The organism is Edaphosphingomonas haloaromaticamans (genome assembly GCF_001853345.1).
Classification (GTDB): domain Bacteria; phylum Pseudomonadota; class Alphaproteobacteria; order Sphingomonadales; family Sphingomonadaceae; genus Sphingomonas_E; species Sphingomonas_E fennica.
The window spans coordinates 805,480-820,054 of the sequence record NZ_MIPT01000001.1 but is presented as its reverse complement, the minus strand read 5'-3'; the positions used below and the strand labels follow the sequence as shown (position 1 = coordinate 820,054).

The following is a 14,575-nucleotide window of genomic DNA, read 5'->3' as shown; positions in this document are numbered from 1 at the left end:
GAAAGTCTAGAGGCCCGCCCGCCAGCCTTCAAGCTCGGCACCCAGGAGTTTTTTCAACATTTCGATGCCGGCACCACTATCGTTGAGGCAGGGAAGATAAGCGAACTTCTCCCCGCCCGCCGCGAGGAAGCCGTCGCGACCCCTGATCGCCAGTTCTTCCAGCGTTTCGAGGCAATCGGCCGCGAAGCCCGGCGCCACGATCGCCACCTTGCGGATGCCCCGGCCCGGCAGGGCCGCGAGCGTCGCGTCGGTGGCTGGCTCCAGCCATTTCGCCCGGCCGAAACGGGACTGGAAGGTGACGATGAGCTCGCGTCCCAGCGCCTCCCCCAAAAGCCGCGCCGTCTTTTGGCACTGGCAATGATAGGGATCGCCGAGACGGAGCGTGCGTTCGGGCATGCCGTGAAAGCTGGCGACGATCGCCTCGGGCACGAAATCCAGCGCCGCCAGCGCCCCCTCGATACCGGCCTTCAGCGCGGCGATATGATCCGGATGATCAAAATAGGGCGGCAGCGTCCGGATGGCGGGCTGGAACCGCATCGCCGCCAGGGTGGCGAAGGCGCGGTCATTGGCGGTCGCCGTCGTCGCCGCGCTATATTGCGGATAGAGCGGGGCGAACAGGATACGGTCGCAACCGGCCGCCACCAGCGCGCGGATGCGATCGCCGATCGCGGGGCGCCCATAGCGCATGGCATGATCGACGATGACATCCGGCCCGAAGGCGTCCGCCAGCGCCGCCGCCTGCGCCCGCGTGATGGCCGCGAGCGGGGAACCATCCGGCCGCCAGACCTGGGCATAGGCATGGGCCGATTTCTTCGGCCGCGTCGGCAGGATCAGGCCGTGCAATATCGGCTGCCAGATCAACCGGGGGATTTCGACCACGCGCGGATCGGAGAGGAATTCCCGGAGATAGCGCCGGACCGAGGACGCATCCTGCGCATCCGGCGTGCCGAGGTTGACCAGCAGCACGCCGATGCGCCGCTGGGGCACGGCGGGATGATCGGCGGGCGGGTTCACTGGCCGCCGATGGCCAGCGGCAGCGAGCGCAGGCGCTGCCCCGTTGCGGCGAAGATCGCATTGGCCACGGCGGGCGCCACCGGCGGCACCGCGATCTCGCCCACGCCGCCGGGCGCCTCCTTGCTTGGGATCAGCTCCACGCGGATATCGGGCGTGCCGGCCAGCAGCGGCAGGTTCAGCGCGTCGAAATTGCGCGCCTCCGCCATGCCGCGGGCGAAGCCCGTCGTCGCGCCGAAGGCAGCCGCCAGCCCCCAGACGATCCCGCCTTCGATCTGCTGGAGAACGATATCGGGGTGGATGATCCGCCCGCAATCCACCGCCGCCGCCACGCGATCGACGACGATGCGCTGATCCTCGCCGACATGCGCCTCCACCAGCATCGCCACATGGCTGCCGAAGCTGGAATGGCATGCCAGCCCCTGATTGCCGCCGGGCATGCCGCCATCCCACCCGCCCATCGCCGTCACCGTCGTCAGGCAATGGGCGAGGCGGGGATTGCCGCCCAGCATCTGCATGCGGAACGATAGCGGCTCGATCCCCGCCGATCGGGCAAGCTCATCGATGAAGCATTCGGTGAAGAAGGCGGTGTAGCTGTTCGCCACCGATCGCCAGATACCGGTGGGTATCCCGATATCGACCGGCAGGTGATCGATCGCGATCGCCGGAATGGCATAAGGCGGCAGCGCCCCTTCCACGGCGGACAGCTCCGCCTTCGCGCCCGGATCGCCGCCGCCGGCCATCAGCCGCGATTGCATGGAGGCCATGGCGGCGGGGGCCGCGATGCGCGCCTGCCAGCCGACCACCTCACCCCGCTCGCCCAGGGCCGCCGCCATCCGTGCGCGGGCGGCCGGGCGGAAGCGATCCTGCTGGATGTCGTCGCGACGCGACCAGGTGAGCTGGACGGGGCGCCGAACCTCCCGCGCGATGATCGCGGCCTGGACGGCGGCATCATTCTCGATCTTCCGGCCAAAGCCGCCGCCGACCAGCATGGGATAGATCGTCACCTGCCCCTCGCTCATGTCGAGCGCGCGGGCGACGGCGGCGCGGGCGAGGCCGGGCGCCTGCGTGGGCATCCACACCTCCATCCGGTCCCCGATCAGCCGCGCGGTCGCGGCCAGCGGTTCCATCGCCGCGTGGACGGCAAGCGGCACCGAATAATCGACCTTCAGCCCCTGCTTGCCGACAAAGGCCGCATCGACATCGCCGATGGCGACGAACCGCGTGGCCTCGCCCCCGTCGAGCGCGGCATTGAGCGCCTGATCGATCGAGTCACTGTCCGGGAAAGGGCCGTCGGTGGTGAAGCGGGGACGCATCGCATCCAGCGCGCGCTCGGCCGCCCAGCCATTGGTGGCGACGGCCCCGGCCCAGCCCGGATTCTGGACAACCGCGATGACCCCCGGCACCTTCTCCGCGGCCGCCTTGTCCACGCCCGTCAGCCGGGTGGCGCCGTGCGGGCCGTGGCGGACCGCCGCGAACACCATATCCGGCAGGCGCACGTCGCCGGCATAGCGGGCCGATCCGTCCACCTTGGAAGGCAAGTCGATGCGCGGCACCGAACGGCCGGAAAGCCCACCCGCCCCCGGCGCGCGCAGGGCGACGCCGCCCGGCGCGTCGAGCGACGCCGCCTCCGCCGCAAGCTCGCCGAAGCGCAGGCGATCCTCGCCGCGCGTGACGAAGCCGGCCGCCGTATCGCAGGCCCGCCAATCGGCATCCCAGCGCTTTGCCGCCGCCGTGCAGAGCAGGGCGCGGGCAACGGCGCCGGCCTCGCGGAAGCGGGTTTCGAACCCCCGGATCGAGCTTGATCCCCCCGTCACCATCAGCGCGGACCGGATGGCATATTGCCGCGCGGCCCAGCCGCCCACGCCCTTCAGCAGATCCGGCAGCATGCCCTGGGCGGCCTCGCCGATCAGGAAATCATTGGCGTAGAGCGGGCTGATCGGCGCGGGTTCGACCGCGATGGTCCGCCAGTCCGCCCCCAGTTCATCGGCCAGCACCTGCGGCAGCGAGGTCCACACCCCCTGCCCCATCTCCGCCTGCGGCACCACCACGGCGACATGGCCGTCCTCGCCGATCTTCAGGAAGGCGTTGAAGATCGCCTCGCCCGGACTGGCGACGAGATTGGGGCGATAGCTGCGCGGCCACAGCCCCCAGGCGAGGAGCAGGCCCGCCCCGGCGCCGCCACCGACCAGGAAATTGCGACGGCTTATCGCCATGGAAGGCCCCGAGATCCCATCATCACCCGGCTGAATAAGGAGGGCGCGCCGCGAACGCCAGTGGCTTGAGGGCGATCAGGCCGCGCGGGCGTCCGCTTCCATCTGTCTGGTGAAACGCTCCCGCAGCGCCCTTTTGTCGATCTTGCCGGTGCCGAGGCGCGGCAGGGGATCGTCCGAGAACCAGAGATGCGCGGGCAGCTTGAACCTGGCGAGGTGCCCGCCGAGGAATTCCAGCAAGGTCACCGCATCCACCGCCCCGCCCCGGCGCATCCGCACCACCGCGCCGACGATTTCGCCCAGCCGCTCGTCCGGCAGGCCGAACACACTCGCCTCGGCCACGTCGGGATAGGCGTAGAGCGCGGCCTCCACCTCGATGCAGGAGATGTTCTCGCCGCCGCGGATCACGATATCCTTGGCGCGATCGACGATGAAGAGATAGCCGTCCTCGTCCAGATAGCCGACATCGCCCGTCAGGAAATGCCCGTCCGCCGTGAAGGCCGCGGCGGTCGCCTCCGGATTGTTCCAATAGCCCCGGATGTTGGCCGCGCTGGCGATGCCGATCATGCCCCGCTCGCCCGGTGGCAGCGCATTGCCGTCGTCATCATAGATGGCGACATGGACGAAGGGCGCCTGCGCCGGACCGGTCGAGGAAGGTTTCGCGGCGTAATTGCCCCGGCAGTTGGTGCAGCCGACCGCGTTCGTCTCCGTGAGGCCATAGCCCATCATCGGGTTGCTCTGCGGGAAGGCCTCCATCAGGCGAGGCACATGCGCCGCCGGGCGGGGCGCGCCGCCGGCCGCGATGTCGAGCAGGGTGGAAAGGTCGTAACGGCCGCGATCGGGATGCTGCATCAGCTCCAGGCTCATCGTCGGCACGCCGACGAAATAGCTCACCTTCTCCGCCTCGATCAGCCTGAGCGCCTCGGTCGCATCCCATTTGGGCATCAGCACCAGCTTGCGCGCGATCACGATGCTGGCGACGAACACCGGTATCTCACCGGTGACGTGGAACAGCGGCACCGTCACCAGCGCCGCCGGCGCGCCCGGCAGATTGTTGCGATCCCCGCCATAGAACGCGCCCAACAGCGTGGCAGTGAGCGCCACGAAGCAATAGGTGGCGGTCGTCACCGCATGATGGGTGGAGACCGCGCCCTTGCACTGGCCGGTGGAGCCCGAGGTGAAGAGCAACGTGGCGTCGTCCTCGGGCGACACCGCCGGCAGATCGCCTTCGGCCACGCCGTCGATCAGCGGCGCCAGCGCCTGCGCGATCGGCAGGTCGATCAGCAGATCGGCCACGCGAACCTCGATGCCGGTATCGGCGATCCGCTGTGCGCGCGGGCCGTCCGCGATGACGAGGCTGGGGGTGGAAAGCTGCAGGCTGTGCGCCAGTTCCTCCGGCGTCCACCAGCCGTTGATCAGCGTGACGATCGCGCCCGCCTTCGCGGCCGCCATATAAGCGACGATCCAGGCCGGCGCGTTGCGCATGGCGATCGCCACCCGATCGCCCTTGCGGATGCCATGCCCACCGGCAAGCGACCGGGCCAGCCGTTCGGACCACCTGTCCAGATCGGCGTAGGTCAGCCGTTCCTTGCCGGCGACGAGCGCGGTTTCCGCCCCATATTGGCCACAGGCGAAGCGGAAGAGATCGGGCAGCGTGGCCGGCAGCTTCGCGGCCACCGCAAAGCCGCGCGCGTCATGCGTGATCTCGACAAGGCCCCCCGGCCCGGTAACCGCATCCATCACCGCTTGCATGCGGGCGTCCTGCTCACTAGGCATCGGCCGCTCTCTCCTCACGCTTTGCGTTTCTCGTTGCCCCCTTTATGAGGGCCAAAATCCTCGGGGAAAAGCCTTGATCCTGACCTTCCTCGCTGACGCTACGGCAGCCTTGCGGTTTGACCAGCTTGGCCTCTCCCCTGTGGCGCTCGACCTCGGTTTCTTCCAGCTCCGCTGGTATTCGCTGGCCTATATCGCCGGCATCCTCATCGGCTGGTGGTATCTGCTCAAGCTGCTGGACCAGCCGGGCGCGCCGATGGCCCGCCGCCATGCCGACGACATGGTGTTCTACGCCACGCTCGGCATCCTCATCGGCGGCAGGCTCGCTTATGTCACATTCTACCAGCCGGAGATATGGCAGCACCCGCTGGACGTGCTGAAGCTGTGGGAAGGCGGCATGTCCTTCCACGGCGGGGTGATCGGCGTGTCGCTGGGCATCATCCTGCTCGCGCGGAAATATCAGCTCAACTGGCTGCGCATCCACGATTATGTGGCCTGCTGCGTGCCGTTCGGCCTGTTCTTCGGCAGGCTGGCCAATTTCGTGAACGGCGAATTGTGGGGCCGGGCGGCCGATGTGCCGTGGGCGATGATCTTCCCGCGCGGCGGCGACGTCGCCCGCCACCCCAGCCAGCTCTACGAGGCGGGGCTGGAAGGGATATTACTGTTCGCCGTCCTGTGGTTCCTCTTCTGGAAGACGGATGCCCGCTACCAGCCCGGCAAGCTCGTCGGCACCTTCCTGCTCGGCTACGGCCTCAGCCGCTTCTGCGTGGAATATTTCCGCGAGCCGGACGCACAGCTGATGGAATTCGCCGCGCGCACCCACCTCAGCATGGGCCAGTGGCTGACGGTGCCGATGATCCTGGGCGGCCTCTACCTGATCCTCACCGCCAGGGGCCGCCGCCAGCGCGTGGAGCCCGTGGCAGGCGACCAGAGCGTCGCCTGAGCCGGCGCGGGTTCCGATGACGAGCCCCAGCTGCGAAGAACGGCTCGCCCGCCTGATCCGGGCGGTCGGCCCGATCCCCATCGCCCAGTTCATGGCCGAGGCCAACGGCGCCTATTACGCGTCGCGCGATCCGCTGGGGGCGGCGGGCGACTTCGTCACCGCGCCCGAAATCAGCCAGATGTTCGGGGAGTTGATCGGCCTCTGGCTGGCTGACCTCTGGCAGCAGGCCGGGGAGGAGCCCGCCTGCTATGTCGAGCTGGGGCCGGGCCGGGGCACGCTGGCCGCCGATGCGACGCGGGCGATGCGCGCCGTCGGCCTCCAGCCGGCCGTGCATTTCGTCGAGACCAGCCCGGCGCTCCGGGCCGCGCAGGCCGAACGCTTCGCCAATGCCGCCTGGCATGACGATCTTTCCACCCTGCCCGCCGGCAAGCCCCTGCTGCTGGTCGCCAACGAATTCTTCGACGCGCTTCCCATCCGCCAGTTCGTCCGCACCGTGAACGGCTGGCGCGAGCGGATGGTGGCGCACGGCCCGGACGGCTTCGCCCCCGTGCCCGGCGAAGTGCCCGTCGACGCCCTCGTGCCCGATCGCCTGCGGGATGCGCCCGCCGGCTCGATCCTGGAAAGCGCGCCCATGGGCACCGCCATCGCCCGCGACGTCGCCGGCCGCATCGCCGAGCAGGGCGGCGCCGCGATCATCATCGACTATGGCTATGCCGGCCGCGCGGCGGGGGACACCTTCCAGGCGGTCCACGCCCATGCCTATGCCGATCCGTTCGCCCGCCCCGGCACGCGCGACCTGACCGCCCATGTCGATTTTTCCGCGATCCGCCAGGCCGGCGAGGCGGAGGGCGTGCGCGTCCACGGCCCCGTCGGCCAGGGCGCATGGCTGGAAGCGATCGGCATCGGCGCGCGGACGGCGGCGCTTTCCCGCGGCTCGCCCACCCGCGCCGAAGAGATCGAGGCCGCCCGGCACCGCCTCACCGACGCGGGGGAGATGGGGGAGCTGTTCAAGGTGATGGCGTTCGTCGCCCCCGGCTGGCCGGAACCGGCCGGATTCGGGGCACCGCCGGCCTGACGGTTCATCGGCATGGCGCGGGCTGTCCAACCGTACCCATCGGTGTAAGAAGCCCGCCATGACGCAAGCCATCGATCCGATCCGCGCCGCCTCGCTGGGCGATATCCCCCACGCCTTTTTCGGCCGGCGCGGCGGCGTTTCCACGGGCATCCACGCCGGGCTGAACGTAGGGCTGGGATCGGACGACGATCGCGATGCCATCCGCGAAAATCGCAGGCGCGCCGTCGCCGCCGTGCTGCCGGATGCGCAGCTGGTAACGCTGCACCAAGTCCATTCGGCCGATGCGGTGAAGGTCGACGCGCCCTTCCCCGACGATGCCCGGCCGCATGCGGACGCGCTTGTCACCGATAAGCAGGGCCTGCTGCTCGGCATATTGACCGCCGATTGCGTGCCGGTGCTGTTCGCCGACAGCAAGGCCGGAGTGATCGGCGCGGCCCACGCCGGGTGGAAGGGCGCGATCGGCGGCGTCACCGATGCGACGATCGCGGCGATGGAGGCGATCGGCGCCGATCGCGGGCGGATCGTCGCGGCGATCGGCCCCTGTATCGCGCGCGCATCCTATGAGGTCGACGAAGCCTTCCTCCGCCGTTTTGCCGAGGACGATGCCAAAAATGAGCGCTTCTTCACCGATGGCGTGCGTGCCCGCCATTATCAGTTCGACATCGAAGCCTATGTCACCGCCCGCATCGCCGCCGCCGGCATCGGCCGGGTCGAGGCGCTGGGCCTCGATACCTATGCCGATCACGACCGTTTCTACAGCTTCCGCCGCGCCACCCATCGCGGCGAGCCCGGCTATGGCCGGCAGATATCGCTGATCGGGCTGCCGCCCCACGCCTGAGCGGCCGCCCGGCGCATCACAATTCCCGAAGCGCGCGGGCGGGCCGCGCCGCCAGCGCCGGCAGCGATCCCAGCAGGCCCAGCGCCAGCGTGCCGAAGCCGCCGATCGCCAGCGTCGCGCCCACCACCGTCCAGTCGGGCGCCCAATCGAGCTCGAACACGCCCGTCACCACATACCAGCCGGCCAACGCGCCGAACAATGCGGCCAGCAGGGAGAGGATGGACGCGAGGATCGCATATTCGATCGCCTGCGCGACCAACACCTGCCGGCGCGTCGCGCCCAGCAGCTTGAGCAGCACCGAATCGTAGATGCGCGACCGGCGCGAAGCGGCGATGGCACCGACCAGCACGGCGATGCCCGCCGCCAGCGCCACGGACGCGGCGGAGCGGACCGCGGTGGAAAGCTGGCCCAGCACGTCCGCCACCTGGCCGATCACCTCCTTCACCCGGATGAGCGACACGGACGGGAATTGCCGGGTGATCTCGCGGTTGAGCGCGGCCTCGCCCTTTTCCGGCATGGCGATGGTGGCCATGTAGCTGTGCGGCGCGCCCTCCAGCACTCCCGGCGAATAGACCAGCACGAAGTTGAAGCCCATCGTGTCCCACTTGATCTCGCGCAGCGAGGCGATGGTCGCGGGCACCTCGACGCCCAGCACCGACACGGTGATCTCGTCCCCGACCTTCAGGCCCAGGATGCGGGCGGCCTCCACGTCCAGCGAAACGAGCGGCGGCCCCGAATAATCGGGCGGCCACCATTGGCCTTCGACCACGCGGCTGCCTTCGGGCGGCGTGGCGGAATAAGTGAGCCCGCGATCGCCGCGCAGGATCCAGGCGCCCTCGGGCAGCGTATCGAGATCGGCCACGCGCTTGCCGCCGAAGGACACCACCGGCCCCCGCAGCGACGGCACGGTGCGGACCTCCGCCCCCGGCGCGCGGGCGGCCACCAGCGCGCGGAACCGATCGATATCGTCGACCGGAATGTCGAGCGCGAAGAAGCTCGGCGCCTTGGCCGGCACGGTGCTGTCGATCTGGCCGGAAAGATTGGTCTCGATCACCGCGAGCGTGGCGAAAAGCGTGAGCCCGAGGCCGAGCGCCACGACGAGCCTGCCCGTCTGCGCCCCCGGCCGGTGCAGGTTCGCGATCGCCAGCCGCAGCAGCGGCCTGCGCGGGCGCGGCAGGCGTGCGGCGATGCGCCGCACCGCCCAGCCGATCAGGGTGAGCAGCAGCAGCAGCCCCGCGACGGCGGCAACGAACCACGCCGCGAACAGCGGTTCCCGCGCGGTGCCGACCGCCAGCGCGACGATCGCCGCAAGCGTGATGGCCATCGCCGCGAAGACGGGAAATGCCGGCCGCCCCGCCGTCTCCACCCCGCCGCGGAACAGGGACGCGGCGGTCACGGCACGGGCGCGGGCGAGCGGCGCCAGCACGAACAGCAGCGCGATCAGCAGGCCATAGAGCGCGGCCAGCAACAGGGGCCGCGCGTGAATGGCGAAATGCGGCTGCACCGGCAGGGCATCCCCGGCAAGCGCGACGACGGCGGACGGAACCAGGCTGCCCGCAACCACGCCGGCCAGGATTCCCGCGCCGGCGACCAGCCCGATCTGGATCAGATAGGAAAGGAATATGGTGCGCGAGGAAGCGCCCAGCACCTTCAGCGTCGCAATCGCGTTGCGCTTGCCCTCCAGATAGGAGGTGACGCCGTTGCCCACGCCGATGCCCGCCACCGCAAGCGCCGTCAGCCCCACCAGCATCAGGAACTGGCCCAGCCGTCCGATGAAACGCCGGGTGCCGGGCGCGGCGTTGCTGCGATCCTGCACCTCCCAGCCGGCGCCGGGAAAGCGATCGGCGATCTGCTTCGCGACATTCGCGGCGTCCTGCCCATCGGGCAGGCGGATGCGGTAGCGGCTGGTATAAAGGCTGCCCGGCTGCACCAGCCCGGTGGCGGCAAGGCCATCCATGTCCACCAGCGCCGCCGGACCGAAGGTGAAGCCTTCGCCGACCCGATCGGGTTCTTCGGCGATCAGGCCGATCACCCGCAGCTCGGCATCGCCAATGCGGACCATGTCGCCCGGCTTCACCGCCAGCCGATCGGCCAGCGCCGGGGCGATCGCGACTTCCTTCCCCCTGGGCCGCGCGCCGAGCGCGCCGGGGGCGAGCCTGAAATCGCCATAGAGCGGATAGGCGCCGTCCACGCCCTTCAGCTCGGCCAGCACCGCCTGGGCGCCATCGGGACGCGAGGCCATGGCGCGCATGCGGATGGTTTCCGAAACGCGGCCGGCCGCCGCGAAGGCCGCGCGCTCCCCCGGATCGGCGGTGCGCTGGACGATCGACATCTGGACGTCGCCGCCCAGGATCGACTGGCCCTGCAACGCCAGTTCCGACGTAATGGCGCTGGAAAGGCTGCCGACGCCCGCCAGCGCCATCACCCCCAGGAACAGGCAGATGGCCAGCAGCCGCAGCCCGGCAAACCCGCCGCGCAGGTCGCGCAGCGCCAAGGCCCAGGCGAGCTTCATGCCGCCCGGCTGTCGCTGACGATGCGCCCGTCCAGCATTTCGATCACCCGGCCGCAACGATGGGCAAGCGCGGGATCATGCGTGATGATGAGCAATGTCTCCCCCGTTTCGCGCTGGCGGCCGAACAGGAGATCCATGATCGCCGCGCCGGTGCGGGCATCGAGATTGCCGGTCGGCTCGTCGGCGAACAGGATGGCCGGGCGGGGCGCCACCGCACGCGCGATCGCCACGCGCTGCTGCTCACCCCCCGAAAGCTGGGCCGGATAATGGCCGGTGCGATGGCCGAGGCCCACCGCCTCCAGCTCCACGCGCGCACGGGCGAACGCATCCGCCTGGCCGGCCAGCTCCAGCGGCACCGCCACATTCTCCAGCGCCGTCATCGTCGGCAGCAGGTGGAAAGCCTGCAGGATGATGCCGATCCGCCCGCGCCGGGCCCTGGCCAGCCGATCCTCGTCCATCGCCGCGAAATCGGCGCCCGCGACATGCACCTGGCCGGCATCCGCGCGCTCCAGCCCGGAAAGCACGGCCATCAGCGATGACTTGCCCGAACCGGATGGGCCGAGCAGCGCGACCGTCTCCCCCTCGGCGATCGAAAGATCGATCCCCCGCAGGATTTCGACGCGCGCTTCACCCCTGCCCAGCGCCAGCGTGACATTCCGGGCTTCGATGACGATATTGGCGGCTGACATAGCGAAGGAAGGTTTCCCCTTGAGGCCCGATTGTTACGCATATGGAGTGCGGCGCCTGATTGTCCATGCCGCCGCCCTCATGACATTGTTCGTAACCTTCCCCGCGCTGGCGGCGGACAAGCTGGTCGTCGCCTTCGGGGACAGCCTGATGGCCGGCTACCAGCTCAAGCCCGGCGAAGGCTTCGCCCCACGGCTGGAGGCCGCATTGCGGCGAAGCGGCATCCCGGCGCGCGTGCACAATGCCGGCGTCTCGGGCGATACCACCGCGCAGGGCAAGGCCCGGCTCGGCTGGGTATTGGGAGGGCTCAAGGCCAGGCCCGACCTCGTGATCGTCGAGCTCGGAGCCAACGACATGCTGCGCGGCCTGCCCAACGCGCAGACCCGGGCCAATCTGGATGCGATCCTGGCAGAGCTCAAGCGGCGGCGCATTCCCGCCATGGTCGCCGGCATGCAGGCGGCGCCAAATCTGGGGCAGGCCTATGCCCGAGAGTTCAACGCCATCCATCCGGCGCTCGCCCGCAAATATCAGGTGCCGCTCTATCCCTTCTTCCTGCAGGGCGTGGCCACCAACAAGGCCCTGCTGCTGAAGGACGGCATGCACCCCAATCCGCGCGGCGTGGACGTGATCGTGGCCAACATCCTGCCGTCCGTCCGCAAGGCGCTCGGGCGATAGCATCGCGCTGCGGAAGGCTGATCGATCCCGCACTGCCACCTTTGCGCCCATTGAGGGCGCCTTGCGCTCGCGGGCAATATCGGCGCGTGGCAATGATCGGGTGCCGGGATGCGGGTGGTGCATGATGCGGGGGCCATGCCCTTCGACCAATGGGTGATGCTGGCCTTTCCGCTGGCCGGAATCGCGCTCACCTTATGGCTGTGGAAGACGGCGGAACGGCGGCTGTGGTGGAAGCTGGCCGCCGGCTTCGCCCTGTTCCTCGGCCTGCTGACCGTCGCCCTGCCCTATGCGGACCATGATCGCGTCCAGGCGCGGGCAATTGCGGGCGAGGTGACGACCGTGGAAGGCCCGATCAACGGCCATCGCCGCTGGACCGAACGGAGCTTCGCCGGTTCGTCGCGCGGCGTGGGCGTCACCACCTTCGATCGCTATAAGGAGACGACCTACGAATATTTCTACATCGGCGATATGCCGTTCACCTTCATCGTCGGCGGCTATCCCAGCCATGCCTCCTTCACCAACGCGGCCGACCCGCCCGTCGCCATCGCGGACGGGATGTGGGCGCGGGCGAAGTTCTTTCGCGACGATTGGTATAATGACGAACGGCGTATCACCCGGCTGGAACTGGCGCCGGCTCCACCGGCCGGGGCGCGGCCCCTCTCCCCGGTTTCCGTTCCGCAAGCGCCCCCCGCGAAGGCCGGATCGAACCTGCCGCCCGATTTTGCCGCCTTCTGGGAAGGGTTCGCCGCCGCCGTCGGCCGGGGCGATGCGGCAGCCGTCAGGCCGCTCGTCGCCTTTCCGTTCCATTTCGACAGCCACGAACTGGGCGCGGACGAGTTCGGCAGCCTGTGGATGAGCCTGTTCGCCGCGCCGCTCCGCCCCTGCATCGCCGCCGCGGCGCCAGTGCGGGAAGGGGATCGCTATGTGATCTTCTGCGCCGGCTATGGCTATTATTTCGCGAAGACGGCCAGCGGTTGGAAGCTGGCCGAATTCCTTGCCGATGGCGAGGCCATGCAATGATCCGCGTGCCGGCGGGACGGGGCCTGCCCCGTTCCGCCGGCGCCCGCGCTTACTTGCAGCGCACCTCGCCGCGATCGATCTCGCGGCCCAGCAGCGCGCCGCCGGCACCGCCCAGCAGCGTGCCCAGCATGCGATCGCCGCTCGTGTCCACTGTCCGGCCCAGCAGCGCGCCGGCGGCGGCGCCGATAATCAGGCCAGTCGTGCCGTCGTCGCGCTTGCAATAATAGCGCCCGTCGCGCCCGCGATAGACATGGTCGTTGCGGCTCAGGCGGCGGCCGTCATAGCGGCCGTTATTATAATAGCGGTCGCCCTTCCAATAATTCTTGCCGCGATTGCCGTTGTTGTATTGCTTGCCGTGATGACGGTCGCGGCCATGATCGGCCAGGACCGGGCTTGCCGGCACGGCAACGGCGGCCAGCACGGCGGCAATGATGAACTTACGCATATCTCGTCCCCTTGGGTGTCCTTTGCATATCGTTCATGACATGCCGAAGCTGAATGGCGCACTACGCCATATTCATGAAGCGGAAGGGAAATCCCCGCGGGTCGCCGGCGTTACGGCACCTCGCCGTCGGGGCCGGGGCGATCCCGGATCACGCCGTCCCCCCTCAGGCCGGCAAGCTCGGATGTGCCGATCCCCAGCCATTCCTCCAATATCTCGCTGCTATGCTCGCCCAGATAGGGCGCGCGGCGGCGATAATCGGCCGGCGTTTCGGACAGCCTGGCGGGATAGGCCACCGTCGGCACGGCCACGCCATCCTCCCGCACGAAATTGTGCACCGATCCCCGCGCCGCCACGAACGGATCGCCGAATATCTGGTCGATGCGGTTGACGGGGCCGCCGGGTATGCCGTTTTCCTTCAGCATGGCGATGACCTCCGCCGCGCTGCGCGTAGCGATCAGTCCCTCCAGGACCGGCTCCAGCACGTCGCGGTTGGCGACCCGCGCGGCGTTGCGGGCAAAGCGGTCGTCCGTGCCCAGATCCGGCCGCCCCAGCGCCGCGCACAGCGACCGGAACTGGCCGTCATTGCCGACGGCGACCACCACCGGCCCATCCGCCGCGTCGAACAGGCGATAAGGCACGATCGTCGGATGGGCGTTGCCCAGCCGGCCGGGCACGACGCCGCCCACCAGCCAGGACATCGCCTGGTTGGCGAGCATGCTGATCTGGGTATCCAGCAGCGAGCAATCGATATGCTGGCCCTGCCCCGTGCTTTCCGCGTGGCGGAGCGCCATCAGGATCGAAACGGTGGCATAGATGCCGGTGGTGATATCGGTGATCGCCACGCCGACCTTGGTGGGCGGGCCATCCGGCTCGCCGGTGATGCTCATCAGCCCGCCCATCGCCTGCGCCACGAAATCATAGCCGGCCTGATCGGCATAGGGGCCGTCCTGACCGAATCCCGTGATCGAACAATAGACGAGCTGCGGATTGATCGCCCGCAGGCTCTGATAGTCGAGCCCGTATCTGGCCAGCCCGCCCACCTTGAAATTCTCGACGAGGATGTCGGCCTCCGCCGCCAGCCGGCGCACGATCGCCGCCCCCTCCGGCGTCGAAAGGTCGAGCGCCAGTGAGCGCTTGTTGCGGTTGCAGCTCAGATAATAAGCGCTCTCGCCCGGCCCCGGCTCGTCCGGGGCGGGATCGAGGAAGGGCGGTCCCCAGCCGCGCGTGTCGTCGCCCCGGCCCGGCATTTCCACCTTGATCACGTCCGCGCCGAAATCGGCCAGGATCTGCGTGCACCACGGGCCGGCGAGGACGCGGGAGAGATCGAGCACCTTCACGCCGGCCAGGACCTGCGGTTTCGCGCCCGTCGCGCCTGCCTCCATG

12 protein-coding genes are annotated in these 14,575 nt (G+C 69.3%); 5 read left to right on the top strand and 7 right to left on the bottom strand.

The features are described from left to right. Positions 1-6: 6 nt before the first annotated feature. The 3 genes from hemH to BHE75_RS03725 form a co-directional block, all read right to left on the bottom strand. Positions 7-1,014: a ferrochelatase gene (hemH, locus tag BHE75_RS03735; RefSeq protein WP_070932498.1), complete on the bottom strand. Its 1,008-nt coding sequence runs from the start codon at positions 1,012-1,014 to the stop codon at positions 7-9. Continuing rightward, entirely contained in the window at positions 1,011-3,227 is a 2,217-nt protein-coding gene (locus tag BHE75_RS03730; RefSeq protein ID WP_070932496.1) for a xanthine dehydrogenase family protein molybdopterin-binding subunit, read from the bottom strand. The genes hemH and BHE75_RS03730 overlap by 4 nt, the downstream gene beginning before the upstream one ends. A 75-nt stretch (positions 3,228-3,302) precedes the next feature. After that, positions 3,303-5,000 (bottom strand): class I adenylate-forming enzyme family protein, encoded by a 1,698-nt coding sequence (locus tag BHE75_RS03725; protein WP_254684354.1) that lies wholly within the window; start codon positions 4,998-5,000, stop codon positions 3,303-3,305. A gap of 73 nt (positions 5,001-5,073) precedes the next feature. Between BHE75_RS03725 and lgt the strand changes: the two genes are divergently transcribed. Genes lgt through pgeF form a run of 3 tightly spaced genes read left to right on the top strand, consistent with a single transcriptional unit; the run spans position 5,074 to position 7,853 of the window. Next, a complete protein-coding gene (lgt, locus tag BHE75_RS03720; protein ID WP_015459345.1) occupies positions 5,074-5,940 on the top strand; it encodes a prolipoprotein diacylglyceryl transferase in 867 nt (288 codons plus the stop codon). A gap of 16 nt (positions 5,941-5,956) precedes the next feature. Continuing rightward, complete coding sequence (locus tag BHE75_RS03715) at positions 5,957-7,015, top strand: class I SAM-dependent methyltransferase (protein WP_070932492.1); 1,059 nt, start codon at positions 5,957-5,959, stop codon at positions 7,013-7,015. Positions 7,016-7,073: 58 nt separating this feature from the next. Then, positions 7,074-7,853: a peptidoglycan editing factor PgeF gene (gene pgeF / locus BHE75_RS03710; RefSeq protein ID WP_070932490.1), complete on the top strand. Its 780-nt coding sequence runs from the start codon at positions 7,074-7,076 to the stop codon at positions 7,851-7,853. Positions 7,854-7,869: 16 nt separating this feature from the next. On the opposite strand, the gene BHE75_RS03705 is transcribed toward pgeF, so the two are convergent. Both BHE75_RS03705 and BHE75_RS03700 read right to left on the bottom strand, forming a co-directional pair. Next, on the bottom strand, positions 7,870-10,365 hold the full coding sequence (locus BHE75_RS03705) for an ABC transporter permease (protein ID WP_070932488.1): 2,496 nt from the start codon (positions 10,363-10,365) through the stop codon (positions 7,870-7,872). Beyond that, on the bottom strand, positions 10,362-11,054 hold the full coding sequence (locus BHE75_RS03700; protein WP_070932486.1) for an ABC transporter ATP-binding protein: 693 nt from the start codon (positions 11,052-11,054) through the stop codon (positions 10,362-10,364). Before BHE75_RS03700 ends, BHE75_RS03705 begins: the two co-directional genes overlap by 4 nt. 79 nt (positions 11,055-11,133) lie before the next feature. Between BHE75_RS03700 and BHE75_RS03695 the strand changes: the two genes are divergently transcribed. Together BHE75_RS03695 and BHE75_RS03690 are read left to right on the top strand one after the other, a co-directional pair. After that, positions 11,134-11,727: an arylesterase gene (locus tag BHE75_RS03695; protein WP_070935460.1), complete on the top strand. Its 594-nt coding sequence runs from the start codon at positions 11,134-11,136 to the stop codon at positions 11,725-11,727. Positions 11,728-11,844: 117 nt separating this feature from the next. Beyond that, positions 11,845-12,747: a hypothetical protein gene (locus BHE75_RS03690; protein WP_139181633.1), complete on the top strand. Its 903-nt coding sequence runs from the start codon at positions 11,845-11,847 to the stop codon at positions 12,745-12,747. Between the two features lie 49 nt (positions 12,748-12,796). Here the strand turns inward: BHE75_RS03690 and BHE75_RS03685 are convergent, their stop codons facing one another. Beyond that, positions 12,797-13,192, bottom strand: coding sequence for a glycine zipper 2TM domain-containing protein (locus BHE75_RS03685; RefSeq protein ID WP_070932482.1), 396 nt, complete (start codon positions 13,190-13,192; stop codon positions 12,797-12,799). 110 nt (positions 13,193-13,302) lie between these two features. Continuing rightward, positions 13,303-14,574, bottom strand: a complete 1,272-nt coding sequence (locus BHE75_RS03680; RefSeq protein ID WP_070932480.1) for a CaiB/BaiF CoA transferase family protein — start codon at positions 14,572-14,574, stop codon at positions 13,303-13,305. Between the last annotated feature and the right edge of the window lies 1 nt (position 14,575).

What these genes read in the sequence shown, in the direction of transcription:
- BHE75_RS03730 (WP_070932496.1), bottom strand. Translation starts at nt 3,227, where the DNA reads ATGGCGATAAGCCGTCGCAATTTCCTGGTCGGTGGCGGCGCCGGGGCG.
- BHE75_RS03725 (WP_254684354.1), bottom strand. Translation starts at nt 5,000, where the DNA reads ATGCCTAGTGAGCAGGACGCCCGCATGCAAGCGGTGATGGATGCGGTT.
- BHE75_RS03715 (WP_070932492.1), top strand. Translation starts at nt 5,957, where the DNA reads ATGACGAGCCCCAGCTGCGAAGAACGGCTCGCCCGCCTGATCCGGGCG.
- pgeF (WP_070932490.1), top strand. Translation starts at nt 7,074, where the DNA reads ATGACGCAAGCCATCGATCCGATCCGCGCCGCCTCGCTGGGCGATATC.
- BHE75_RS03705 (WP_070932488.1), bottom strand. Translation starts at nt 10,365, where the DNA reads ATGAAGCTCGCCTGGGCCTTGGCGCTGCGCGACCTGCGCGGCGGGTTT.
- BHE75_RS03700 (WP_070932486.1), bottom strand. Translation starts at nt 11,054, where the DNA reads ATGTCAGCCGCCAATATCGTCATCGAAGCCCGGAATGTCACGCTGGCG.
- BHE75_RS03695 (WP_070935460.1), top strand. Translation starts at nt 11,134, where the DNA reads ATGACATTGTTCGTAACCTTCCCCGCGCTGGCGGCGGACAAGCTGGTC.
- BHE75_RS03685 (WP_070932482.1), bottom strand. Translation starts at nt 13,192, where the DNA reads ATGCGTAAGTTCATCATTGCCGCCGTGCTGGCCGCCGTTGCCGTGCCG.
- BHE75_RS03680 (WP_070932480.1), bottom strand. Translation starts at nt 14,574, where the DNA reads ATGGAGGCAGGCGCGACGGGCGCGAAACCGCAGGTCCTGGCCGGCGTG.